The sequence below is a fragment of the Pseudoalteromonas sp. S3776 genome (assembly GCF_005886915.1).
Taxonomy (GTDB): Bacteria; Pseudomonadota; Gammaproteobacteria; order Enterobacterales; family Alteromonadaceae; genus Pseudoalteromonas.
On the sequence record NZ_PNCU01000002.1, the window covers coordinates 35,489 to 61,737 of the forward strand.

A 26,249-nucleotide genomic window follows, 5' to 3' on the forward strand; every position below is an offset into this window, starting at 1 on the left:
GTAACAAATGCAGGTACTAGACCACTATTATTTTTATAATATTTTTAATAACTTACAAAAATAGCGCAATTAATATGCGCTATTTTGGTGCGTAAATTTTACATACAGTGCAAAATTAATCAGTTTCTGGCTCGGCCTTTGGCAATACTAGATTAAGCACAATACCTAAAATGGCGCACAAGCTAACCCCTTCTAAGCTAAATTGGCTACCACCAATGTGCATCCCGCCAATCCCGCATACTAATATAAGTGCCACAATACTTAAATTACGGGGTGCAGTTAAATCATCACCCGATTTAACCAATGTATTTAAGCCCACTACCGCAATTGAGCCAAACAACAAAATCATAATGCCGCCCATTACAGGTACAGGAATAGTTTGTAAACCAGCGCCCATTTTAGCTACAAATGCCAGCACAATAGCAATAATGGCAGTCCACATCATCACTTTAGGATTAAAGTTTTTGGTCAGCATAACTGCGCCTGTCACTTCTGAGTAGGTTGTATTAGGCGGCCCACCAAACATTGACGCTGCTGCAGTGGCTAAACCATCACCAAATAAAGTGCGATGTAAGCCTGGTTTTTTTAAAAAATCTTTATTAGTTACTTGGCTAATAGCCATCATATCGCCAATGTGCTCAATAGCAGGGGCAATGGCTACAGGTACCATAAATAATATGGCTTGCCATTTAAATTCTGGCCATGTGAAGTTTGGTACAGCCAACCAGCTCGCTTCATTTACGCTGCTAAATTCCACCACACCCATTACAAGCGACAAAACATAGCCCGATATAACACCTGCTAATATAGGTATAAGCTTATATACACCTTTGCCCCACACAGCAAAAATAAGTGTTACAACAAGAGAAAACAGCGAAATAATAATGGCTTTATCGTACGCGATGAGTTCAATACTGCCATCGCCACTTTTACCCATTGCCATATTTACCGCAACCGGCGCAAGTGCTAAACCAATCACCATAATAACGGGGCCAACCACCACTGGTGGCAAAATTTTATGAAGTGTTGCCACCCCTTTAAATTTAACTAGCAATGCCAACAACATATAAGCGCCACCTGCAGCCATTAAGCCCCCCATGGTGGCTGGTACGCCCCACATTTGTACTGAGGCAATAATAGGCGCAATAAACGCAAACGATGATGCTAAAAATATAGGCACTTTGCCTTTCGTCACTACCTGAAATAGTAAAGTCCCTACACCCGCCGTAAACAAAGCGACACTGGGGTCAAGCCCTGTTAATAAAGGTACTAACACTAACGCACCAAATGCTACAAACAGCATTTGAGCGCCAGTTAAAATGGTTTTTACAGAAAAAGTGGCGTTATTTTGCACTGAATACTCCTAAACCGTACCAAATATTTTGTCGCCTGCATCACCAAGACCTGGGATAATATAACCTTTATCGTTTAAGTGACTATCCACTGAGGCGGTAAATATTTCAATATCTGGATGAGCCTCTAAAGTTTTTTCTACGCCTTCTGGCGCAGCTACAAGTACAATGACTTTAATGTCTTTACAGCCTGCTTTTTTAAGCATATCAATTGTTGCAATCATAGAGCCCCCAGTGGCAAGCATAGGGTCGATCACCAAGCTTAAACGTTCATCAATATTGCCTACTAACTTTTCAAAGTAAGGTACTGGCTCAAGTGTTTCTTCGTTACGCTCAAGGCCCACAACACTTACCTTAGCCGCTGGTAATAACTGCATAACGCCATCCATCATGCCAAGACCAGCGCGTAAAATGGGCACTACCGTAATTTTTTTACCCTTAATGTGCTCTACTTTTAATTTATTGCCGTCCCAGCCAGTAATTTCGTTATCTTCTAGCGGTAGGTTTTTAGTTGCTTCGTAAGTTAATAACGTACCTACCTCAGAGCATAATTCACGAAAGCTTTTAGTACTTATACCGTGAGCGCGCATTAAGCCTAATTTGTGTTGAACTAGAGGGTGTGAAATTACGTGAATTGACATGATAAAAACCTACTGATACAAGAATTGGCGGTATTTTATATTAAAAAAGGTCATTTGACCTGCAATTTTAAATAAGTTTTCATAGATCGTGCCAAAATGTATTGATTTGCTTGATATTTATGCAAGCGACACACTACTTCATGTTTATAAGTTGTTATCTGATAACGTTAAATTTACTTGCGCCATCATGTAGCTATTTATTTTAAAATGAGTTGGGCTCCAACCCGCTAAAAATCGATAAAAGTCGGCCCAAGCTAATGGCCATAATGCATGCCACTTTGCAATTACGTCATCGGCATTTATTTGTGGTTGATACATTAAAAGCGCATTTTTTAATTGGCTAAAATAGTAACGTAAATACTCATCGGCGCAGGTATGTAATTGCTCGTCGCTTAAGCAGCTGGTCATAAAATACATTACATCGCAAATCCCTACCCCACCCCCTACATACTGAAAGTCATAAGCGAGTATTTCACCTTGCTCATTTGCAGCAAAATTGGCAAGCTTAGCATCGCCATGTATCAAGGTTTTGTAGTGTGATGCTTGTAGTGTTTTATCAATTTTATGAGCCGCATTTTTAATATCGGACTTTTCGTCAGCGCTTTGTTTTAACTTATTAAACTCATCTGGCCGTGTGCTCAAATGCCAATAGTTCCCTTGTTGCCATAAACCCTTTGCTGGCTTATTTAAATTAAAGGCATGAAAAAATGCTAACCAGTTTAGTATTGCCTTTATATGCTGGGAGCTTGCTTGAGCAAAACCATATTGAGTAAAGTTTTTAAATACTAACGCATAATCATCACCATCATTAATTGCATTAATACAAGTAATACTTTTAGCGCTTGTCGGTAAGTACGCGCTGTATAACCTATAAAAATTATATTCAACTTTATAAGAGTGCTGCTTTCTATTTAATGCAAATTCGCTTTGCTTAATTTTTGGATGGTTTATGTAGCGTGGTATTTTAATCGCTTTAATAACACATGGCTCGGCATCAAGCATGCACTCAACAATACTGCCACACCCGCTCCAAAGCGATGTTAGCGTATCGCCAATTTCAATGTGTTTAAAGTGAGATTTTAATAAAGGAATATAAAATGCCATGGTAATATTAAGTAATTAAATTTTTTGTAGTTTAACATTAGTGGGCGTTTTTAATAAAACGATAGCATCTATGAGACACGCTTAGTTGCACGTAAATAAGCACCTTTCTTTTTAAGGAAACACTCACCTTAATTTACCTGCCCAAAGCGGGCACTAAATTCTTATTGGAAATGCAAAATTTAAAATGGGTGTCTTTTTATTTCTACGGGCAATAATGTTCAAGAAAGCTTGCGACCGACTTAATGTGATTGTTATGTTTTATAGCTACAAAGCGCTTTCACCACAATGTTATAAATACAGATAGCACCAAAAAGAGATTACAGAAATAGCAAACCCAAGAATCCTGACCGCTATTCCTTGAGTTTTAATAGGTGTTTCCGGGGAGCCGGCTCTTACGTGAGAATTAATTCCAGACTGACCAATAGAAACAAAGACATTAATTTTACCCGTAAGCATCAAATAAATGCCAATGATGATAAATATGGTTAGAGCAATTTCCCGTTCAGTCATTCATTCACCTATTTAAAACATAACTTCCGAATTTGCTGCACAACCTTGTAGCCTATACTCTGTGAAGCAAGAACAATGGTCGCGAGTTTGGGTCTGCAACATTTGTTTGTTATATTGCAAATGCTACAGTCCTTGCTCTTTAAGTTGCCTGTGTTTTTTAAAAAATACTAATACCATTACGGAAATCACAAGCATTAATATCGCTACGATAATTACTGCAATTATTGTGAATGGGTCAATATAACCAAGCACAAAGTAATCAATAATGGGTAGTAATAAGGACACCACTAAAGTTGGAATAACAATAGCCAAAATACGGTTACTGAGCCAATAATGAAACCCAACAGCGATAAGTACCAAAACAGGTATCACCAATAGAAATCCGATTAAATCACTCATACGCTATCTCCCTTTCATTATAGCGCCCGCATAAAGCGCGCGAGGTACGAGCGTCGCCTTTGATGCGTTTGTTATACATTTACTGAAGCTCCATTTGTGCATTTACAGTAGAAATCGGGTTTGAGCCCACAGCTATTCGTAATGGAAAGCCTCGTACATCTAAAATATTTGTAGCCAAGTTAACGATTAAAAATAGACCATTATCATTTTCTATTGAAAGCCTAAACAAGCTCGCCTTCTTATCAAAAAGGTTTCTACAGTTTGTATTTAGCTCAATTTCTGTGGTTGTTTCGGTAATTGAAGCTAAAGCTGGAGCCACAATAGCTAGAACCATATCTCTAATAGCAGCACCTTCATCAATGCTTTTTGCTTGAGAAGCGAACTTTATAGCCTCTACAATATCTCCAAATGATTCATGTAACTCCTGCTCGTTCATCTCACTCATATGCGCCACTTCATGGGCCGCAGCATTTGGTTTCTCGTCACTTGTTAGTTGATCGGCATGTTGATAGTAGGATTCAATTGTTCCATTCTTTAATATAAAACATCCCAATGACCCGAGTAATTCTAGTAACGAAGTAAGCCTACCCTTTAAGCCGCTCCATAGGCCTTCATTGCTAACAACAACTTGTGATATATCATCCGCATTCATAAAAGTACAAAAAGCTGATCGCCTTTTTGCTATCGAGTCGTCCCTCTGCAAATCGCGATTTACCCAATAGGGGTGATTCATCGCTTCCCCACTAATATCACTCCAATTTGCATCTACACATTGCGTAAAATCGCTATAGGTATCCCTCGCAAATTGAGCGGCACTTCTATGGCCAAGTGCTATGGCAATATCATCAGCTTGAGGCTGGTTGATAAACGGAGAAATTGATTCTAAACCGTCTGTTAAGGCATCTGCATCAGCTAAAATCGATGGTGTTTTACCAATTAATCGCATTAACTTCGTAACAACTGGCATTTGCCCTTTACCTGTTACAGGAAGTATTTGCGACCCTGCGGCCTCGGTATTTAAATCTAATACTCGGCTAATCCCTGAGCAGATAATTTGATCGCTTGGTCCTTCTACGAGCAAAGGCCTATTACAAAAAAGTGCAAGCTTATGCTCTTGCCCCATTCGGGCTAAAAGCGCTTTGACCTTTCTATTTCTAAACTCATCAATAGTTGGGTCAATTTGGACTGCATCAATATATATATCTGTACAAAAAACAATTGATGCCAAATCGTCTACCGATTGAAGGTGAATAAACTCAGTTGAGTGAGTTGATAAAAACACCAGCTTCTTTCCTGGTGTGCTTGGATCACCTGCCACTTTTGAAATTTCTTGATATAAAAACGACTGCAATTGTGGATGTAGTGACACCTCGGGCTCATCAATTAGTACAACGCCAACTTCATCATCATAAAGACCGGCCAGAATTGACACCAAGTGTAGAAGGCCGCTTGCTTCACGTGCCGAAGAATACTCACTTCCTTCAACATCGACTCTAGAAAAATAGACTTTTAGATTTCCACCGTCCCAATCTATACGAACATCTCTATTAAATAATTTTCTCAATCTCTCTTGGACTTTAATTAGTATATCTGGGCGCTCTGATAAAGTAGCAAAATCCCCAGTTACAGTTTCATTGGCATGCCTATACTGCATTGAATCTTTAGCGCCGTAAGTAGCCTGTTCGTATCGTGGGTTTCCGCGTCTGCCGTCATAGTCGGACCGAAAGTTCTCCATGGGGCCAAGCCGTCCAGCCGATACGTATCGAATTTTCTTGTTAGAAGCATATTGATTTATCGATGCCTTCAAGCCTCTAAGAATTTGTGTCTTACCTGACCCGTTTGGCCCCAATAGAGTTGTAACACCTCCATGGATGGTTATGGTCTTCTGACCAATATTTTGAATATTTGATTGATTGAGGTTTATTGTTATTTCTGTGGGGAATTCCATTTTCACGATTCTCTATGTTTTGTATAACACCCCACTAAGGGGCAGTAACACGTAGGCTAAAATTAGGAGCGGAGCGACAGAGCCTACGTGTTACTGTCCCAGCGAGCGAAGCGAGAGCCTTAAGTGGTTTGTTATAAGACAATTTACTTTGAAGCATGACCATACACAATCAAGTGGTTCACTATTGCGTGAGATTCTGGGTTGCCAATAAGTTCATTGGTTAGTTCATTTCCCCCCCAGTCTTCTGTCATAAGATAATCATGAGCATGGCCAGACTTTTCAGCTTGCATAGCAATAGCGTCTAGTCTGCGTGCCAGCCAGCGCAACTGTTCTGGAGAACCATGGATATAAACCTGTTCAGCATCCTTGTCTTTCTCAACTGTTAGCATGAATTTCCTTTTGGCTTATAACGCCTCATTAAGAGGAAATTTATAGTTGGCTAAAATGTTGAACGCAGTGAAAACAGCCAACTGTAAATTTTCCTGCTTTAATGCCTTGTTAGGTGAAATTAATCACCGTGCCTCCAGACAGGAAAAGCATATTCTAAACCTTGTTCTTCATGTAAGTCTAAAAGCGGATCTAGTGCATCAAGATCTAATTCTGGCGGTACATCGACTGACATTAAAGAAAACTGGTTGAGAGTCTCAACTTTACAACCTAGCTTTTTAAGCATGTCGATGAAAAATGTGGTGTCTAAACCATTATTATTCATTACCCAGATTACAGAATGACCTGATTCTTTTAGAACCTCAAATTCGAATATATGCTCATTTACTTCATCAGGAATAGCAGAAAATATATCGCCATAAGCCAAATCAGGGATAAAGAAAGGTGCATTAACTAGCTTATAGTTACCATTAATTCGCTCGCACCAAGCACCTTCGGCACTTACTGGAGGCCAACCGTTTTCGATATCTAAAGCGAACATTACTTTTTCGGCAGACACTGAACTTCCTTTTTCACCTAACAATTTTATCAAAGGACACTTTCCTCTTTTCATGAGCAATGGGCGTCCCCATAGTTACTTTATAATATTAGTAACAAAACCTGTAACACTATGCCAGCTTTAAATTTTATGCCCGACTGTTAATTAAATAATGTGTAAAAAAAGGAAAACTTCCTCATTTCATGACTCAGTAGGAAAACACAAAAGTTGTATAAAAATACTGTTAATAAAGATTTAAAAACATATGTTTTGATTACTGCCTATATCCATTTCAATACTGCGGGTATCAATCCACTTCCTATAAAAGATGCCAACGGAGTTATCAGCCCTTTTTCAAGATTATAAGTGCCTCTTTTAAACCTCTGCACATACATACTCGCTTACAAACCAATACCGCTATCTATCTCTACTTTAAAAAATACATAAAAAAGCCCCGCTTGGTTTTAAACAAACGAGGCTCCACACTAATTTTTTAATCATGAATAAAAGCGCCGATACTGCGGGCGCTTAGCATCATTGAATTTTATTGATTAACTACACTTTTAAGTGGGTTAACTGGCTGTGCGTTGTCATCTAGTAAGTTCATATCAAAATCGAACTCATCTACACGAATCGCTTTTTCACGCTTTTTGTTGTAATCAACTAATTGCGCGTGCTCAGCCGCGGTAATTACGTTTGCAGCTAGTGCATTGTCAAGCGTAATAGCAAAACGTGTACCTGGCTTAATTGTTTTAGCGCGCAGTGCTTTTTTAACTTTAGCTAGCTCACCAAGTGATGCCATTTTAGCTTTGTAAGCTTGCTCATTAATGTAATGACCATCGCCTTCTACTGGTTTAACTAAATGCGTAATTTGCGCTTTAAATGCAGTATCAAGCTGCGCTTGCTTAGCTAGTTCGCGAATTAAGTCATCGCTAATTTTTGGCATTTTAGTTGAGTAGTTCATTGTTACAAAACGAATAAACTTACGAGTGCCACTTGCAGGGAAGTTATCTAAAAACTTATGCAATGCTTCTTCAGCGCTTTGCAGTGCAAAACGAGTTGCGTAATGGAAGTACGGTGCTGCTTGCTCGCGCTCGCTGCTTGCTACTTTTTGCTCGTAATACTTAATTGATGCCATTGCCGCGTATAAAAAGCTCATTACATCGCCTAAACGAGCTGATAGCATTTCAGCCTGCTTTAACTTACCGCCGAGTACAAGTAGCGAGAAGTCCGCATACACTGCCAATTTTGCAGATAGTTTATGTACGGCTTTTTCGTATTCACGTACTTCTGGTAATGCTGAGTTTGCACTTGCAGTGAATGGTAAAACACCTAAACGGAACGCACGTAAGCTATTTGCTGTGCTGTAACCAATTGTTTTACGTAAAATGCCGTTAAATTCTGCATCAGCGCCTTTATCTTCACTATGGATAGATTCAACCATAGATTGTAAATATGGGTGACAACGCATAACACCTTGACCAAAAATCATCAGGTTACGAGTAAGAATGTTCGCGCCTTCTACTGTAATTGCAATAGGCTGTGCAACATAACCGCTTGCAAGGGTATTTTGCGGGCCATTTTGGATTGCTTTACCTGCTTGAATATCCATTGCAGAATCTAGCACGTCGCGACCAAGCTCTGTCATGTGGTATTTAGCTATTGCTGTAACAACTGATGGTTTTAAGCCCATGCCTAGGCCTTCAGTTGTAAGCACACGCATTGCTTCTTGAAGGTATGTTTTACCTGCAATGTCTGCTAGTTTTTCTTGAATACCTTCAAATTGGCCAATTGCTAAACCAAACTGCTCACGCACTGCTGCGTATTCAGATGCTGATTTAAACGCCACTTGTGATGTACTTACACCCAGTGCAGGTAATGAAATACCACGCCCTGCGCCTAAACAGCTAACCAGCATTTGCCAACCGCGACCGATGTTTTTCTGGCCGCCAATAATAAAGTCCATTGGCACAAATACTTTGTTGCCGCGTGTAGTACCATTATAAAAACGAATACCCATAGGATCGTGGCGGTTGCCAAGCTCTACACCTGGGTGATCTTTAGGAATAAGCGCACAGGTAATACCTAAGTTTTCTTTGCCGCCAAGTAGGCCTTCTGGGTCAACTACTTTAAACGCTAAACCAAGTACTGTAGCGATTGGTGCCAGTGTGATGTAACGCTTGTCCCATGTAATTTCAAGGCCAAGTACTTCTTCGCCGTTGTACATGCCTTTGGTTACAGTACCAATATCTGGAATACCGCCTGCATCAGAGCCCGCCTCTGGGCTAGTTAGCGCAAAACAGGGAATGTCTCTGCCGTTCGCTAGGCGCGGTAAATAATGCGCTTGTTGCTCTTGCGTACCAAAGTGCAGTAATAATTCACCTGGGCCTAAAGAGTTAGGAACCATAACGGTCACTGCTACTGCAGAGCTTTTTGTTGCAATGGTTGCCACAATGGTCGAGTTTGCATAAGGGCTAAACTCTAAACCACCAAATGATTTAGGAATGATAAGCGAGAAAAAACGCTCTTTTTTCAAAAATTCTAATATGTCATCTGGTAAGTGAATACCATTTTGAATAACTGAATCATCAATCATGCCTAGTAGCTCTTGTACTGGGCCATCCAAAAATGCTTGCTCGTCTGCAGTTAGGGTAGCAGCCGGCACATCGCGTAGTGCACTAAAATCTGGCTTACCTTGATAGATAGAGCCCTCTAACCACACATCACCCGCGTCTAGCGCTTCTTGTTCAGTGATTGAAATACTTGGTAATACTTTTTTTAATTTTGTACGTAAACTCATGATTGAACTCATCCGACCAGATAAATAATACCTACATTACGTCATAAAAATCGGTTTAGATCAATTACTCTATTCAATTAATTAACAGTTTTTTCAATTTATTTTCTTTACGGTGACGTAAACTGTTGAAACTAAAAGGCTTACACTTGTGCGCTGAAATACATTTTTTAGCCGCAGTTATGCCTAAAAACATCAAATTTTATTTAGCCATAAAAAAACGCAGCCACTTGGGCTGCGTTTTTAAATTAAACTAGAGAGAGTTAACTGCTTATTTGCACTATGTGTTTGCCTGTAAAGCCACCCGCTATTTGATTGTTTAAAGCAGCACTTACAGACTCTGCAGTAAAATCAACCTCAGTTATTGCCGGTGTTTTAATATCGCCCGAAAGCGCGCCTTCAAGTAACAAATTGCCCATAAAACTTAAACGCTGTTGCGCACATAAACTGTTTGCAAGCCACGCACCACCAATTGAAACCACGCTAATATTAGGTGCTCGGCGGTACATTAAATTTTGATCAAAATGAGGCAATGGGTTTAAACACGCAATACGACCGCAAAAGCGCATTAATTCTATATTTCGCAGCGTTGATGCACCGCCCATTGTATCAATTACAGCATCAAAACCTTGTGGACCAAGCTCACGGCGAATTTTGTCGCACAACTTTTTATCGTTGTAGTCAAAAACAGTATCGGCTCCTAGCTTCTTAACCAATTTGTGGTTACGTTTTGATGCAGTAGCAAATACATCAGCGCCACGTTGCTTAGCATATTGAATGGCAAACTGACCTACCGCGCCAGAGCCACCTTCAATTAATACTGTATCACCTTCGGCAATTGCAATTTTATCTAAGCTGATAAGTGCTGCCATACCCGCGCAAGGTAATGTTGCCGCTTGCGCAGGACTGAGCTCATTGGGCACAACCGATACCGCAAAATTAGGTACTTTAGTGTACTCACTCAATACCCCTTGCTCGCCAATATTGGCATGCCACATTACTCGCTCACCCACATTGGGGAACACGCCTTTGTTAGCTTTAACCACCACACCTACAGCATCAAGGCCTAGTATGTGTGGGTATTGCCAGTTACAAAAGCCTGTTTTAGCAAAATACGCATCCGCAGGGTTAAGGCCCACGTATTCCACCTTTACCAACAATTCGTTGTTGACGCAATCAGGTACATCCACTTCAACATAGTGTAAGCAAATTTGCTCATCGGGTTGAGGAAGTACAATTGCCCGCATTGTTTGCGGAATATCGTATCTATCTGACAGTTCAGTATTGCTCATTCAATTAACTCTACTTATTTTGCGCTGTTAAGTACATAGCTCCATTGGCCATTAAATGTTTGATAAGCTTTAACTTTCGCAAGCAAAGCTGTAATAGTTGTATCAACAGCATTTTCTTGGGCTATTAAAACATCCTGACGCGCATCTAACAACTCTAAGTACGGTATTTGTCCTTCTTCGTACATTGCTTGTGCTTGTAAAAACGCTTTATTAGCAAAGTCAAAACGCTCATCTGCAAATGTTTTTTGTTGCTGTTGGTTGACCAACATTTGCAGTGAAAGTTCACTTTCAGTCACCGCACTTAATACTATTTGCTGATAGTCGCTGTAAGCAGCTTCACTTAAAAACTGCTGTGCGTCGCGCTGAGCAAGTAGAGCTGGATAACTTAATATTGACCACTGTAACTGTGGCGCAACTTGCCATTGTTGATCAGTATTTTTTAATCCTGTGCTGTCTGTGCTCACCACGCCTGCAAAGGCCGATAAGCTAATATCTGGCAGTAGCGCTTTGCTTGCAGCTACGCTCAAGCTATTAGCTTGGCTAAAATCATAAAGTGCGCGGCTTATATCAGGGCGCAGTGCAATAGCTTCATTGGCATTTTTAAGCGCTACGCTGAAGTCGTGTTCAAGTATGCTTTGCTCATCGGTAATAGCTAGATCTTTGGTTAATTTACCACTCAGCACAGCTAGCGCCGATAAATCACTGTATTTAGCATACTCTATAGCTGGTATTAGGGCTTCTTGTTGCCTTAACTGCGCCATAGTACGGTTTAAATCAAGCTCGTTAGCAACACCTTCGTCTACACGTGCTTGCAATACATCAATGCTTTGCTCAAGTGCTTCAATTTGCATCGCAATGATCTGCTGTTTTTGAACATTTCCTTGGTAGCTTACAAAGCCTTTAACAACAGATGATACAACTTCAATTTGCAGTAAACGCACTTGCTCGGCTTGGCTCATGGTTGATGCATTTGCGGCATCAACCAAGGCTGTAATTCGACCAAACAAATCAAGTTGCCAGTTAAGAGCGACATTTGCACTTGATTGGCGCTCATACACACTGGGCGCATCGCTTCGAGCTGCGCCTACTTCAACACCACCTTGTGGTAAGTATTGCGCTTTTTGCTCGCCTAATCTTGCAAGTGCACTTTTCAGCGTTAATTGACTCGTTTTTAAGTCGTAGTTATTAGCAAGCGCGCTATTAACAAGGGCATTTAGCTGCTCTGACTCTAGCTTTTGCCACCAGTTAGTTTCATCAGCTGTCGCCACATTGCTTGCAATATTAGCCTGTGCTACAAAATCGTTAATGGCATTTTGCTCACTGCGTGTATCTATTTTGCTTGCGCAACCAGATAAAGCAGCAGCCACTAACACAGCACTTAGCGTTAAGCGCGTTTTTACACGTTTAGTCATTAACTTAGTCATGTGATAACTCCTGCTCTTTTTGCTGCTTTTTAACAACTAACATGTAAAACACGGGTGTAAATAGTAAACCAAATACGGTTACCCCTATCATGCCTGCAAACACGGCGTTCCCCATAGCGTGGCGCATTTCGGCACCTGCCCCCGTTGCAAGTACTAGTGGTACAACCCCTGCTGTAAAGGCAATTGATGTCATTAATATAGGGCGCAAACGCATACGACATGCTTCAAGTATTGCCTCTAGGTGCATTAATCCTGAGTCGTGTCTGTCTTTTGCAAACTCAACCATTAATATCGCGTTTTTAGAAGCCAAGGCCACCAGTACTATTAACGCTATTTGCGTGAATATGTTGTTGTCTGAACCGACAAGCCACACACCTAATAACGCAGAGAAAATAGTCATAGGCACAATTAATATTATTGCCAGTGGTAAACGTAAGCTTTCGTACTGCGCTGCAAGTACCATAAATACAAGCAATACAACTAACGGGAATACATAAACCATGGTATTACCGGCAAGTACTTGCTGGTAGGTTACTTCTGTCCACTCGTATTCAATACCCGTAGGTAGATTATCTGCAAGTATTGTTTCGATTGCGGTTTGTGCTTGATCAGAGCTGTAACCTGGTGCTGGGCTGCCGTTTAGTTCTGCACTTGGGTAACCGTTGTAATGCATTACACGGTCAGGCCCTATTGTTGGTGTCACCGTTAGTACAGAACCCAGTGGGACCATGTTCCCTGCACTGTTACGTACTTTTAAGTTAAGAATTTGCTCAGGATCAAGGCGGTAATCAGCATCAGCTTGCGCATTTACTTGGTAAGTACGACCAAACATATTAAAGTCATTTACATACACTGAGCCTAAGTAAACTTGCAGTGCGTCAAATACTTCATCAAGTGGAATACCTTGAATAAGTGCTTGTTCACGGTCAATGTCTATATCCATTTGCGGTACTTGAATACGGAAACTTGAATACATACCCATTAACGCTGGGTCTTGTTGCGCCTTACCAATAATAGTTTGTAAGCTGTTAAATAGCGCGTCGAAGCCTTTATTTGCTCTGTCTTCAAGTTGCAATTTAAAGCCACCGGTTGTACCTAAGCCTTGAATTGGCGGTGGCGGAAATACAGCTACAAATGCTTCATCAATGGCTGCAAAGCGTTGGTTTAGCTGCGCAGCGATGGCCATTGCCGATTGGCTAGGGTCTGTGCGTTTATCAAAGCTTTCAAGTGGTGTAAATACAATGCCACTGTTCGGGCTATTCGTAAACCCATTAACCGATAAACCAGGAAACGCAACAGTGTGTGCAACACCTGGTACTTCTAACGCTATTTTTTGCATTTTCGAAATTACATCTTCAGTGCGGTCTAAACTTGCTGCATCGGGTAGTTGCGCAATGGCCACTAAATATTGCTTATCTTGTTGTGGAATAAAGCCACCAGGTACGGTATCAAACAATTTAATTGTACCGCCCACCAGCGCAACATAGGCCACCATAACAATTACACTCATACGAATAAGCTTTTGTACAAGTTTTTCGTACCCTTTGGCACCACGATTAAATACGCGGTTAAATGGTTCAAACAACCAACGACCAAATAATTTATTCAGTAAACGCGTAAACGCATCTGGTTTTGCATCGTGCGATTTTAATAACAATGCAGCAAGCGCTGGCGATAATGTAAGTGAGTTAAACGCAGAGATAATAGTCGAAATTGTGATTGTAAGCGCAAATTGCTTATAAAACTGACCAGACAAACCGGTAATAAATGCTGTAGGAATAAATACCGCACACAGCACTAACGCAATGGCAATAATCGGCCCAGTTACTTCGCTCATAGCAACACGTGTTGCCTCTAAAGGCGAAAGCCCTTGTTCTATATTACGCTCTACGTTTTCAACCACAACGATGGCATCATCCACTACAATACCAATTGCCAGTACCAAGCCAAACAGCGACAGTGTATTAATAGACACACCGAGCCATTGCATAACCGCAAACGTTCCTATTAACGAAATTGGCACCGCAATCAATGGAATAATAGATGCACGCCACGTTTGTAAAAATACAATTACAACAATAACAACCAATACAATGGCTTCAAGTAGCGTTGCTATAACAGCATCAATTGAACCACGAACAAATACCGTAGGGTCATATACAATGTCGTACTCTACACCCGCAGGAAAATCTTGAGATAACCGCGCCATTGTTTCGCGTACTTGATCAGAGAGCTCAATTGCATTTGAACCTGGGCGCTGAAACACTGGCATTGCAAGTGCTGGCTGGTTATCGAGCTCTGCACGAAGTGCATAGGTATCTTGGCCTAAATCAACCCGAGCTACATCAGACAAACGCGTTAATTGCCCTTGTTCGCCCACTTTAATAATAACCTTTTCAAACTCTTCAACACTATTTAAACGCCCTTTTACGTTTAATAAGATTTGAAATTGGCTGTCGTTAGAAATTGGCTGTGCACCTAAGCTACCCGCTGCAACTTGCTGATTTTGCGAGCGCAAAGCGGCCACAACATCGGTTGCTGTAAGCTCACGCGCTGCCAATGTATCTGGGTTTAGCCACACGCGCATTGAATATTTGCCACCACCGAATAAACGAATATCACCTACACCTGGTAAACGGGCAATCTCGTCCTTAATATGAATGTCGGCATAGTTAGATAAGTACGCTGTATCGTGCGTTTTTTCAGGCGAATATAAATGCACTACCATGGTTAAATCGGGTGATGATTTTTCGGCTACTACACCTAAACGCTGGACTTCCTCGGGTAAGCGTGGCAATGCACTGTTTACCCGGTTTTGTACTTGTACTTGTGCACGGTCTAAATCCGTACCTAACGCAAAGGTTACCGTTAATGTCATGCGGCCATCGCTAGTACCTTGCGAAAACATATAAAGCATGTTTTCAGTACCATTGATTTCTTGCTCAAGCGGCGTTGCTACAGTTTGCGCTATAACGGTAGGGTTTGCGCCTGGGTAATTTGCAGTTACTACAACCGTTGGTGGTACCACTTCTGGGTATTCACTTACAGGAAGTTGAAACAGTGATATACCACCAGCAATTAAAATAACCAACGACAGCATGGCTGCAAATATTGGTCGCTGAATAAAAAAGTGTGAAAATTTCATCAATAAACCTTATTGCTTAGCCATTAACTGGGCGTTGTCGCTTGACAGTGTAAAGGCAACCCCATCGGAATCAATTGTGACTGTATTAGGCGAAATAGGCATACCAGGGCCTACACGTGCTGGGCCATTTACCGCAATAACATCACCTTCATTTAGGCCTGATGTAACAGCACGTAGCGCACCATAGCGCTCGCCTACTTCTATTAACTTGTATTCAAGCACGTTGTTTTCACCCACGGTTAATACAAAGCGGTTTTTTAGATCTGTGCCAATAGCACGCTCAGGAATTATTACTTTTTCACTGACCTCGTTTGCTGCCAATTTAATGCGAGCAAAAGAACCTGCGCGAAGTTGATTATTGTCTTGTTCAAATACCGCGCGAACACGTAAAGTACCTGTCGCTGAGTTAATTTGGTTATCAATAAAATTAATATGGCCTTGGTAGGCAAACTCTTTTTGCCCTACTTTTTGCATAACAACGGTTTGGCGGCTTTGGGCGGTTACATCATTAAAAGCGCTATTCCATGTACGCTCATCAACATCAAAGTAGGCATACATTGCTTTGTTAGAGACAATAGATGTTAATACACTTTGCCCTGCTAAAACGTTATTACCTTTAGTAATGTTTGCACGAGAAATAATGCCATCAATTGGCGATACCACCGAGGTAAATTCTAAATCGAGCTTTGCAGAGGTAAGTTGTGCTTGTAGTGCTGCAAGTTGTGCTTCGCGCTGGCGAAGCGTTGAAGTACGTGCTTGCGCCTGCTCTGTAGAAATAGCTTTACGCTCTAATAATCGCATTGCACGTTTATCTTCACTTACAGCTTGTTCAAGGGCTGCTTCAGCGCTGTGAATTTGCGCTTCTAAACTTGCTACTACAGCAGCAAAAGGACGTTTATCAAGCTGAAAAAGCACATCGCCCTGCTTAACCACATCACCTTCTTTAAACTCAATGCTATCGATAATACCTGACACACGTGGCATTAACGCCACCTCTTCTGGCGACTCTAAGCGCGTAGTGTAGGTGTGCCAGCTTTGTACCGGCTTTATCAGTACAGGTGCAACATCGATAGGCTGCAATTGTTGTTGCTGAGCTTGAGGCGCGCTCTCATCAGCACAGCCCGCAAGTGATAATGATGCCGCAGCGAGTGCAGCAGCAATTAAATGTTTGTTCATGTAGACGCTCCTTTATTGATTAGCGTGCATATTACGGACTATACCTGCGGACAAAAACCATAGATTTATAAATTCATTAATGCCAAAATGGCATCAATAAAAAATTAATGAGTCATCGTGATGGATACAACAAGCCGACTTTTAATGCTACTAGAGGTGGTTGAGCAAGGCTCTTTTGCCAAAGCTGCAGAAATAAGAAACATAGACCGCTCTGTTATATCAAAGCAAATTAGTCGGTTAGAGGACGAACTAGGCGTTAGGCTATTAAACCGTACCACCCGTTCGTTTTCGTTAACGGCCGCCGGCGCCGAAATGATAAAAAAAGCAAGTGAACTAAGAGAGCTACTTGGTGAAACAGTACGCATGGCAGAAAACTATCACCTTGAGCCACAGGGTGTATTAAAAATCACATCGTCAACGCTCATTGGTAGACGTTATTTGCAGCCTGTACTTAACGACTTTCAAAAACGTTTTCCTCAAGTAGAAGTAGAGCTACGCCTTGATGACAGGCTTGTTGATATTGTAGCTGAAGGCTTTGATTTAGCATTTAGAATTGGAGAGCCTAAAGACTCTTCGTTAATTGCGCGTAGAATTGCCCGCAATAGATTACTTATTGTAGCGGCCCCTGAATTTATACAAACCTATGGCATGCCAAAAACCATAGAAGAACTGGCGAAGTTACCTGCCGCAAGTTATGCAAGTAATTCAATGCGGGTTGAAACCATAGATTACTACAATAGTCAGGGCGAGCCATGCGAGCAGAAAATTAACAGTGTGTACCGAGCAAACGATGCCGAGGTACTGCTAATGAAAGCTATTTCAGGGACTACCTACTTCGTGGCTCCGGCGTTTATTATCGATAAGGAAATAACACAAGGCCAATTAGTGCCCATTTTAACGGATGTAAAGCTAAAGGAGTTTAGCCATATGTATGTCCTGTACCCGCACAGAGACTTACCAGTAAGAACACGCTTATTTTTTGATGCAGTAAAGGAGTATTTAGGGAAAGACAAACCAATTTGGGAAAACAACATCCCTAATTTTGAACAAATGTACTAATTTGCTCGTTAAGCTACCTGAGGCTTTTCATTTAAATGGGCACTTGACTGAAAGTATACTTTATTTCTGCCAAATTCTTTTGCTTTGTAAAGTTGTTTATCTGCTTTAATAACAAATTTTTCAAGGGTATCGCCTTGGTGGTATTTTACAACGCCAATGCTTGCGGTCACATTGATGTTTAACCCATCAATATCAAGTGCCGTATTGTTAAGTTTTGATCTAATTGTTTCGGCCATGGTTAGAGCGTCATTTTGAGAAGTAAAAGAGTGCAGTAAAGCAAATTCTTCCCCACCTACTCTAAATACATACCCTTTTGCTAATAGGACTCGTAATAAAGTGGCTACTTCAGTTAGCACTTTATCACCTACAGCGTGGCCATAGGTGTCGTTAACCTGTTTAAAATAGTCTAGGTCGAGTAAAAATAAATAAAGTTGCGACTTATCTCTAAGCTCTACTTCAAAGTAATGGTTCATTGATAAACGGTTTGCAGCCCCGGTAAGTGGGTCTAACAAAGCAAGATTTTTTAACCGCTTAGATGATAAAGCACGGCTACCTTCAAAAACATGAGAAATAGCCCAAATACTGATATAAACAAAGGCAAGATTTAAACTGAAATTAAGCGTAGTTAGAGGAAGTTGCGATGATTTTGTTACTAATATGGCACCTTGAAGTACAAAGAGCAAAGCCGATAATACAATGCCATAACGCTTACCTAACAACAGGTAATACAATATAGGTAACGCAAAAGACCACACATACACGCCATTTATTGGTTTAGCTAAATAGTTGCCTAATACAATAACAAAGGTGACAAATATGCACATAACTACAGATTGCCATACCTCTAGCGCATGCGTGTTTAAGCGGTAGTAGGTGTAAGCACAAAATACACTGAGTGCTATTTCTAAATACCCTAATAAAGCAAAGCTATTTATAATAATATTAAATGCAGCAAAAAACAGTGAGACAAAACCAAAGCACAAGCACATCCATTTCAGGACGTTCCTTCTTAATGATTTAGTACTACTAAGCGCTGCTATATCCATTCAAAAAACTTAAAATAATAAAAAATTTAGTGTAACGCTAAAATTAAATATAACAAGTAGATATAAGGAAGCATTAACTTTACTCACTACAAAGGCACGAGCACCCAACCAAACAGCTTACTATAAGGATTAACCACCTAACATAGATAAGTTTGTTGTGACCCCCGTGTTACCTTGATGCAATAAGTGGGTTGGTTTTTTTGTTTTTATATAACGCGCTAACTGATCAATTAAAGCATGATTGGTGTTATCACTCATGTATTCTCTAAGTGATATACCCTGCTCAGAAAATAAACATAAATGCAATTTCCCTAGTGACGAAATTCTTAACCTATTGCAGGTGTTACAAAAGTCATTACTGTAAGGCATTATTAACCCTATTTTACCCAAATAATCAGGGTGGAAAAACTCTTGTGCAGGTCCTGCCGTTACATCGCGTATAATGGGCTGCCAACCAGCGCGGAGCAACTGCTCTTTTATGGCTTGCCCCGATATATGGTTAGCATCAAAAAACGATTTGTTATCGTTAGTTTGCATTAGCTCAATAAAACGCATCGTCACGGGTCTGTGCTTTAAATAGGCTAAAAAGGTATCAAGCTCACGGCCATTGTACTGTTTCATGAGTACGCTGTTTATTTTTACCGATTCGATGCCGCTTTCAAGCGCGCTTTCTATACCTTGCATTACGCTTGAGAATTTATCGTGACCGGTAATCGTATTAAACATACGGGGGTCAAGGGTATCAATACTGACATTGATGGCGTTTAAACCCGCATCTACCCAATTATTAATATGCTTATGCATAGAGTAGCCATTAGTAGTAGCGGCTATTTTAGTAATGCCTTGCGTGTCTTTTGCTGCACGAATTACATCTATAAAGTCTTTTCTGAGGGTGGGCTCGCCGCCAGTAATACGTAACTTTGATATGCCATGATAGGCAAAGGCTTTTATAGTATTACTAATTTCGTTTAGTGACAGGAAGTCTCGGTCGTGATCGCATTGATACCCATCAGGTAAACAATACACACACTTAAAATTACATACATCGGTAATAGATAAACGCAGATAACTAAATTTTCGCCCTGCTGGGTCGACTAGCATAAATAAGCCTTTAACAATTTTAAAATACATCGCCAAATACACAGAGTGTACAGCCTGCGCCATACACTCTTATTAGCGTTTAACTAGGCGGTTAAGCCTTTTTTGAGCTCACTCGGTTTCATGGGTAAATTACGTAACCTTACGCCAACTGCATTAAATACTGCGTTGCCAATAGCGGGTGCCACACCAATAACGCCCGGCTCACCTAAGCCCATAGGAAACTCGTCACTTTGCACAAACTCTATGTCCATATCGGGCACATCTTGCATTCTAAGTGGCAAGTAAGTGTTAAAGTTAGTGGCCGCCACTTGCCCGTTTTGATAATTATTTGATTCGTGTAAAGCAAGGCTTGTGCCCCACAATAACGAACCTTCAAGCTGAGCTAAAGCACCATCAGGATGAACTATTAAGCCTGCATCTACCACAGCATACAGTTTTTTAAGCGTAATTTTGCCGTCACTTTTATTTACATGCACATGCGCCGCTGTAGCAATCCACGCTGGCATATGGCGCTCTTGACCAGAACTAACTGAAAAACCAATGCCTTCGTTTTCACCCAGCTTAACATTTGCGACCTTCGCTGACACTTTTTTAAGTACCGCATTTAAGCGCAGTGCGCCGCCTACGCTTTCAGGGGCTTTGCCTGCTTGCTTGCCTTTGCCATCGAGCATTGATAAACGAAACTCCACCGGATCAAGCCCTTGTTTATGAGCAATTTCATCAATAAACGATTCTAAGCTCCATACAATCCAGCCAGGGCCTACCGAGCGAAGCCAGCCTGGGGTAAAGGTGCTTTGCGCTAATTCATTATTAATTGCGCGAGCACGGTGATTATCCATGCTGTACCAGTGATCGGCTCCAGAGGCTGAAAACGAATCAAACTTGCCTTTGCCATCAACCCCAGGTGATAAAAAGCCAGGCGCCATTGCTTTTGTTGGCCAGCCTGCTGCAAATGCATGCTCCATAGCGCTTAACTCGCCTTTTTCATTAAACGAAGCTGTTAATTTAGCTGTGGAGGCAGAGCGAGACTGATCAAATAAGCTATCATCGGCACGTGTAAATACCAGTTTAACAGGTTTGCCAATCGCTTTGGCTGTTAGCGCTGCGGGCACAGTCCAATCACCAAATAGACGACGCCCAAACCCACCACCTAAATAATAAGGGCGAATAATAACGTTATTCTGTTCAACCTCTAATGCTTTGGCCAACGCAGGTAGTGTTAAAGACTGCCACTGATTACCTGTATGAATAATCCACTTGCCTTGTTTAAACTCTGCCACCGCATTAAGCGGCTCTAATTGATAATGACTTGCTGTTGCCGTGGTATACAATGACTCTAGCGACTGCGTTGCCTCAGCCTGCATTTTAGCGGTGTCGCCTTCATTAACAAATAAGGTGCCAGCGTTGCTATCGTTACATAATTTTTCGCCCAGGGATTGAATATCGGCCTCTGTAACATTAGCTGTTTGGCCTTTTTTATAGGTTACTTTTAGCGCATCTACCGCTTTAATTGCACTGGGGTAATTGTCAGCTAAAACGACCACCCAGCCTTGTACAGTGTTACTTGGGTCATTTAAAATCTCATACCCTTTATAGCCTTTTATTGCTTTTGCGGCGCTATCATCTACCTGCGTGACTTCACTACCATAACGTGTTGGTGGGATCACAGGGCGCGCATACACCATGCCTTCAAGCTCTACATCTATGCCATACACAGCCGTACCATTTGTTTTTTCCGGAATATCGAGGGCTTTAAAGTCTTGTTTTAAACCCGTTAAGTGGCGCTTGTTGGCGGGCTTTATCGGTAGTTTTGCAACTTCTTCGCTGCTAAAGGTACGGTTAAACTCACCATGTTTAACAATATCGGCATAACTGAGCGACTTATCGCCTGCAATTATACGCCCTTTACTAGCGTGGCACTGCTCAGGTTTAACTCCAAGCATATTAGCCCCAGCGTCTATAAGAGCTATGCGCCCTGCTGCGCCGGCTTGAGAAAGCGGTTTAAAGCTTTGAAATACAGACCATGAACCACCTGTAACCATGTAGCCCCACTTCTCGTGCGTATCTACATACGTGATTGATACTTTATCCCAGTCGCACTCAAGTTCATCTGCCACAATACGTGCTAAAGCAGTGCCTACGTGCTGGCCCATTTCAGCTTTGGCAATGCTCACCTCTACTTCACCTTGCGGGTTCATAGTCCACCAAATTGTGGGTGAAAACGATTGTTGTGAAATCGACTCTTTCGCGCTAAGTTCACCTGAAAATAAAGCCGGCGCGAATGCCATAACTAGGCCAGCTGTTGCTGTGCTAATCATAAAAGAGCGACGGTTTAAGTCTACGGTTTCGGTATTTTTTTGAAATAGTTTTTTCATTGTCGGCTCCAGTTACACGTCTAGCTCTTTTGGGTTAAACATTTGAACTGCACTTTGCGATTCATCAGCGGTGCGTTGTATAGCCGATTTAATGCGCTTGTACGCCATACAACGACAGTAGTTGCCGTTCATATGATTTACTATTTCTTGCTCGGTTGGATTTGGATTGTCAGCTAATAACGTAGCAGCTTGCATAATTTGCCCAGATTGACAGTAGCCACACTGAGGTACTTGCTCATCTACCCATGCTTTTTGCAGCGGATGCTCATTATTGAGCCCTTCTATGGTGGTAATGTTTTTTCCTGCCACTGCGCCCACGGGTAATACACATGAGCGTGTCGCTTGCCCATCTAAATGCACGGTACATGCACCGCACATGGCAATACCACAACCAAACTTAGTTCCTTTTAACCCTATTTCATCGCGAATAACCCACAGCAGAGGTGTATCTGCACTTGCTTGCGATTTAACCTCTTTGCCGTTCACTGTAAACGTCACCATAACTTGCCCCTTAATTAAGCCTAAATAAAATTAAAATAACGCATGACCCATACACGTTACTTTTTACACCACCGTACGTTGAAGTTAATACCCTTTGCATTACAGCGCACATTTACAAACGCGCTATAATGAATTCTGAAAATTTAATTTTGATTTGAATGTTTAAACCTTAAGTTTAGGCTATATTTTTAGTTTATTCGCGTGCCGTTAGGTTGTTGTTATTATTAATAAACTGCTTTAATTGCTGCTGAGTGTCGATATCTGTGCTTGCCTGCTTAAGTAAAATGGTATTTACCTCTACCTTTGTGTCTCGTAATAGATGTTGGGCGCCTTTATCACAACTTAGCGCTGCTAACGTTTTAAAATCACAGGCAGGAAATACAGCAGGCACGCCAATGCGCTCGCCATAATCAGCGCACCAACGCGAGGGGTTGTTTTTAAAATGATCAATTAATGTATTTATACCTGCAGTACGAAGCTCAACCTGATCTGCCAGCATAAATAAAATACCATCCAATGCGTGCGCAGCACTTATAACTTGCGTTGCCCGCGCAATGGATTTTCCTAAACCTACTTGCCAGTGTGGGTTATGCAGTATTTCAACATTTTTGTAGCTATGTAACGCATCTTCAATTTGCGCATGCCAAGCACCGCTAATAACGTATATGGGTAATGTGTCATCACCTTGTAAGGTATCTACGGCGCGGCAAATCATTGGTTTATTACCTACATCGGCTATTAGCTTACACCCGTTAAATCGCGACGATTGTCCTGCGGCCAATATAACCTTTGCTACGCGCACCTTAGTTACCCCAATTACTTAACGATGTAGCATCTTTACTCGCTAATACTGCGTGTATTTCACTAATGAGCGATAAGGCAATACTCTCTGGGGTGTCTCCTCCTAAATTAAGCCCTACAGGGCCAAATACAGGGGCAACTACCTTGTTTACAGATGTGTTTGCATGCTCAAAGACTTGCGCTCGGCGATGTGCAGGTCCAAGTAACCCTAAGTACTTTAGTGGGCTTTGCTCAAGAGCGGCTAACGCCTGTGCATCAAGCTCTACACTGTGAGCCATTAAAGCGGCGGCATCCACTTTATGTTGTTCGCAAAATTGCTTTAATTGTGAAGCGGGACAACGCAAAATATGATCGGCATGCGTAAAATAGTCTCTTTTAGCATTTGCAGCGCGGCTATCCCATACACTCACCATCCAACCTAACTGCTTAGCAAACGCATATACCGGTATTGCATCCGCGCCACCGCCGACAATTAATAAATGTGCGCTGGGGTAAATAGCCACTTGTAAACTTTGGGTTTTATCTTGCTCTACAAGCGTTGCTTTGCGGTTTAAAGATAAGTTGTGTTGCTGCGCCTCGGTTTTAAAAACGCCAGCCCCCTTTGCCACTAAAGGTTTAATTTGCTGTGTGTAGTGCCCCGATTGCTTATTTTTTAGCGCATTAAACATGGCATCTAATTGCAAGTATTCGTTTTCACGATTAACACTTTGCAAAAGAATATGCACCACACCACCACAGCCAATACCCAGCTGAAACGTTAAATCGTCTTCATCAGTTGCATCGTAAGTGATTGTTTTAGAATTTAAGGTGGTCATAACCTGTTTGGCGTGACGCTGAATATCAGCCTCTAAACAGCCACCCGAAAGCATACCTAAACGTTGTCCTAGGCTTGAAATGAGCATCATCGCCCCCAGCTTTCGATAACTCGACCCTTCTATTTTATATAAAGTAGCAAGCACCCATTGTTGCTCATTACGAAGCGGATACCACGTATTGAGTATGCCTTTTAAATCAGTAACCATAAACTACTGCCATTACAAACCTTACTATGCGTGTGTTTCGATTATCATAATACTGTCACTTTGCTAGATTTATGGACATAGCTAAGTTAAACAAGCAATAAATAAGTGAAAAGCGTACGTGATATATTTTAAAAGCGATCAGCTAGGACGTTTTCAACTTTAAAATATTATTTTAGCATTTATGTAGTTAGCTCAATAAGCGTAAAATTTATAAAACAGCATACTTGCCTAATTAGTAAGCAACAAGGCGGCTTTAATCCTCTATTAAATCGGTGAGCGTATTTACAAGGTCATCAAACTCCTCATTTACACGTTCTCGTTGCTGCTCACTCAACGTCGTATTTAGCTTTAAGAGCAAGTTTACATAACGTTCTAAATTCGCTTCATTACTGGCTAATAGCTCTTTACTCATATACGCTTCTCGCTGAGTAATTACATGGCTTAATTGTTTAATAAAGTCTGTCTCATTGAGAGTTTCATTTAAAAGTACCTGTTGCGCTGCATTTAAACGCGTTTGCTTGTACTGATGCCAAAGCAGTGAAGAGTCATAATGAGCATTGTTAGCTTGGGTAATAAGCTGCGTTTGCACAGGCGTTAAGTTTCCTAGCCATTGTTTATAGTAATCTAGCTGCCTTTCTAGGCGCTCACTTTTACGCTCTTGCACTGTTAATTCATTAAACTCTTCGTATTCATCGTTAATTTGCGCTTGGATATTAGCAATGAGCTCGGCACGCTGCTCATACGAAAGCGTAAGCCCTAACTGCGCGAGCTCAATATGTGCCTGTTCGAGAATGTTTTGAAAGTGAGCTCTGGCCAAGACCACTTGGGTCTTTAATTGCTGATAATCTAACTGTTGATTAAATAAGGTTTTTAAATTTAATATATCTTGCTTATACCTTGGTAACTGTGTACTGCGGTGCCACTGCTGAGTGGTATTGATGATATTTTTAAGTTGTTTATTTTGCTGTTTATTAAGGTCTATATAGTCATCTATCCAAAACGACGAAAGCCACGTTAAATTATTATAAGTAAACGAAGCTGAACAACTACACAAAAAGAGCAGACTGAGCGCGATGACTACGCGCGAAACTTTTATATTTTTTATTTTAAACATGAAATCCTCAACTAACGCTTTCTCTCAAACTCTCACATAATACGCAAAGATGTTAATTTACTTTAATTGATAATAATTATTATTTACTGTTGACATGCCGCCAAATCTAAATAATAATTAATCGCATAAACAAAGTGTAACGACCTCAGTGCCCAAGGAAGAAATACAGCATGGATGCTGGCATTTTGTTTTAAGCACATGACTGCTTATTGACTATTATTTACTCGACCCAAGTAATAGCATAAAAGTTCATCTCTACTTGCTACATTGCTCATATTAGTGACGGTTAATATGACATTAAAAGCGCAGGCCTTGGCTTGCGCTTTTTTACTGCTTTAAATTTTCTGTAATATCTGTATCTTACGCTTATAAACACCGCATTATTAGCAATATAATTGCTTATTTAAGCTATAATTACCACTACAGCTTGGCTATATATTAAACGCACACATAATCATGAAAGCGATTTTAATTTACTTTAACCAAGCACTTGCACCATTTTATACGTGGCTATTAA

21 protein-coding genes are annotated in these 26,249 nt (G+C 41.1%); 1 reads left to right on the forward strand and 20 read right to left on the reverse strand.

Annotated elements, in window-relative coordinates; genetic code table 11:
* Positions 1-115 precede the first annotated feature (115 nt).
* The 13 genes from CWC16_RS01380 to CWC16_RS01440 form a co-directional block, all read right to left on the reverse strand.
* Positions 116-1,354, reverse strand: a complete 1,239-nt coding sequence (locus CWC16_RS01380; RefSeq protein WP_055019128.1) for a uracil-xanthine permease family protein — start codon at positions 1,352-1,354, stop codon at positions 116-118.
* Positions 1,355-1,363: 9 nt separating this feature from the next.
* Entirely contained in the window at positions 1,364-1,993 is a 630-nt protein-coding gene (gene upp / locus CWC16_RS01385) for a uracil phosphoribosyltransferase (RefSeq protein WP_055013761.1), read from the reverse strand.
* Positions 1,994-2,137: 144 nt separating this feature from the next.
* Positions 2,138-3,097 (reverse strand): phosphotransferase, encoded by a 960-nt coding sequence (locus CWC16_RS01390; RefSeq protein WP_138540194.1) that lies wholly within the window; start codon positions 3,095-3,097, stop codon positions 2,138-2,140.
* A 288-nt stretch (positions 3,098-3,385) separates the two neighbouring features.
* Positions 3,386-3,607 (reverse strand): hypothetical protein, encoded by a 222-nt coding sequence (locus CWC16_RS01395; protein WP_138540195.1) that lies wholly within the window; start codon positions 3,605-3,607, stop codon positions 3,386-3,388.
* Between the two features lie 123 nt (positions 3,608-3,730).
* The gene (locus tag CWC16_RS01400) at positions 3,731-4,006 is read right to left on the reverse strand and encodes a hypothetical protein (protein ID WP_138540196.1); all 276 of its coding nucleotides are present in this window, start codon (positions 4,004-4,006) and stop codon (positions 3,731-3,733) included.
* Between the two features lie 79 nt (positions 4,007-4,085).
* Positions 4,086-5,954, reverse strand: a complete 1,869-nt coding sequence (locus CWC16_RS01405) for an ATP-dependent nuclease (protein ID WP_138540197.1) — start codon at positions 5,952-5,954, stop codon at positions 4,086-4,088.
* A 143-nt stretch (positions 5,955-6,097) separates the two neighbouring features.
* Complete coding sequence (locus tag CWC16_RS01410) at positions 6,098-6,343, reverse strand: Imm32 family immunity protein (RefSeq protein WP_138540198.1); 246 nt, start codon at positions 6,341-6,343, stop codon at positions 6,098-6,100.
* A 119-nt stretch (positions 6,344-6,462) separates the two neighbouring features.
* Complete coding sequence (locus CWC16_RS01415; protein ID WP_171037609.1) at positions 6,463-6,900, reverse strand: DUF4265 domain-containing protein; 438 nt, start codon at positions 6,898-6,900, stop codon at positions 6,463-6,465.
* A 523-nt stretch (positions 6,901-7,423) separates the two neighbouring features.
* Positions 7,424-9,679: an acyl-CoA dehydrogenase gene (locus CWC16_RS01420; protein WP_138540200.1), complete on the reverse strand. Its 2,256-nt coding sequence runs from the start codon at positions 9,677-9,679 to the stop codon at positions 7,424-7,426.
* A 260-nt stretch (positions 9,680-9,939) separates the two neighbouring features.
* Complete coding sequence (locus tag CWC16_RS01425; protein WP_138540201.1) at positions 9,940-10,968, reverse strand: zinc-binding dehydrogenase; 1,029 nt, start codon at positions 10,966-10,968, stop codon at positions 9,940-9,942.
* Between the two features lie 14 nt (positions 10,969-10,982).
* Positions 10,983-12,392: a TolC family protein gene (locus CWC16_RS01430; RefSeq protein WP_138540202.1), complete on the reverse strand. Its 1,410-nt coding sequence runs from the start codon at positions 12,390-12,392 to the stop codon at positions 10,983-10,985.
* Positions 12,385-15,537, reverse strand: a complete 3,153-nt coding sequence (locus tag CWC16_RS01435; RefSeq protein WP_138540203.1) for an efflux RND transporter permease subunit — start codon at positions 15,535-15,537, stop codon at positions 12,385-12,387. The genes CWC16_RS01430 and CWC16_RS01435 overlap by 8 nt, the downstream gene beginning before the upstream one ends.
* 9 nt (positions 15,538-15,546) lie before the next feature.
* The gene (locus CWC16_RS01440; RefSeq protein WP_138540204.1) at positions 15,547-16,713 is read right to left on the reverse strand and encodes an efflux RND transporter periplasmic adaptor subunit; all 1,167 of its coding nucleotides are present in this window, start codon (positions 16,711-16,713) and stop codon (positions 15,547-15,549) included.
* Between the two features lie 120 nt (positions 16,714-16,833).
* Here CWC16_RS01440 and CWC16_RS01445 point away from each other — a divergent pair, with 120 nt between their 5' ends.
* Positions 16,834-17,772 carry a LysR family transcriptional regulator gene (locus CWC16_RS01445; protein ID WP_138540383.1) on the forward strand — a complete coding sequence of 313 codons (939 nt, stop codon included), beginning with the start codon at positions 16,834-16,836 and terminating at the stop codon, positions 17,770-17,772.
* A gap of 8 nt (positions 17,773-17,780) precedes the next feature.
* Here CWC16_RS01445 and CWC16_RS01450 read toward each other — a convergent pair whose 3' ends face one another.
* The 7 genes from CWC16_RS01450 to CWC16_RS01480 form a co-directional block, all read right to left on the reverse strand.
* A complete protein-coding gene (locus tag CWC16_RS01450; RefSeq protein ID WP_171037610.1) occupies positions 17,781-18,818 on the reverse strand; it encodes a GGDEF domain-containing protein in 1,038 nt (345 codons plus the stop codon).
* A 129-nt stretch (positions 18,819-18,947) separates the two neighbouring features.
* On the reverse strand, positions 18,948-19,919 hold the full coding sequence (gene moaA, locus CWC16_RS01455) for a GTP 3',8-cyclase MoaA (RefSeq protein WP_138540385.1): 972 nt from the start codon (positions 19,917-19,919) through the stop codon (positions 18,948-18,950).
* 83 nt (positions 19,920-20,002) lie between these two features.
* Complete coding sequence (locus tag CWC16_RS01460; RefSeq protein WP_138540205.1) at positions 20,003-22,294, reverse strand: xanthine dehydrogenase family protein molybdopterin-binding subunit; 2,292 nt, start codon at positions 22,292-22,294, stop codon at positions 20,003-20,005.
* 12 nt (positions 22,295-22,306) lie between these two features.
* Positions 22,307-22,795, reverse strand: a complete 489-nt coding sequence (locus CWC16_RS01465) for a (2Fe-2S)-binding protein (protein ID WP_138540206.1) — start codon at positions 22,793-22,795, stop codon at positions 22,307-22,309.
* A gap of 193 nt (positions 22,796-22,988) precedes the next feature.
* Positions 22,989-23,597 (reverse strand): nucleotidyltransferase family protein, encoded by a 609-nt coding sequence (locus CWC16_RS01470; protein WP_138540207.1) that lies wholly within the window; start codon positions 23,595-23,597, stop codon positions 22,989-22,991.
* A gap of 1 nt (position 23,598) precedes the next feature.
* Positions 23,599-24,618, reverse strand: a complete 1,020-nt coding sequence (locus CWC16_RS01475; protein WP_138540208.1) for an XdhC family protein — start codon at positions 24,616-24,618, stop codon at positions 23,599-23,601.
* 253 nt (positions 24,619-24,871) lie between these two features.
* Positions 24,872-25,732, reverse strand: coding sequence for a DUF6279 family lipoprotein (locus tag CWC16_RS01480; RefSeq protein ID WP_138540209.1), 861 nt, complete (start codon positions 25,730-25,732; stop codon positions 24,872-24,874).
* Positions 25,733-26,249 lie beyond the last annotated feature (517 nt).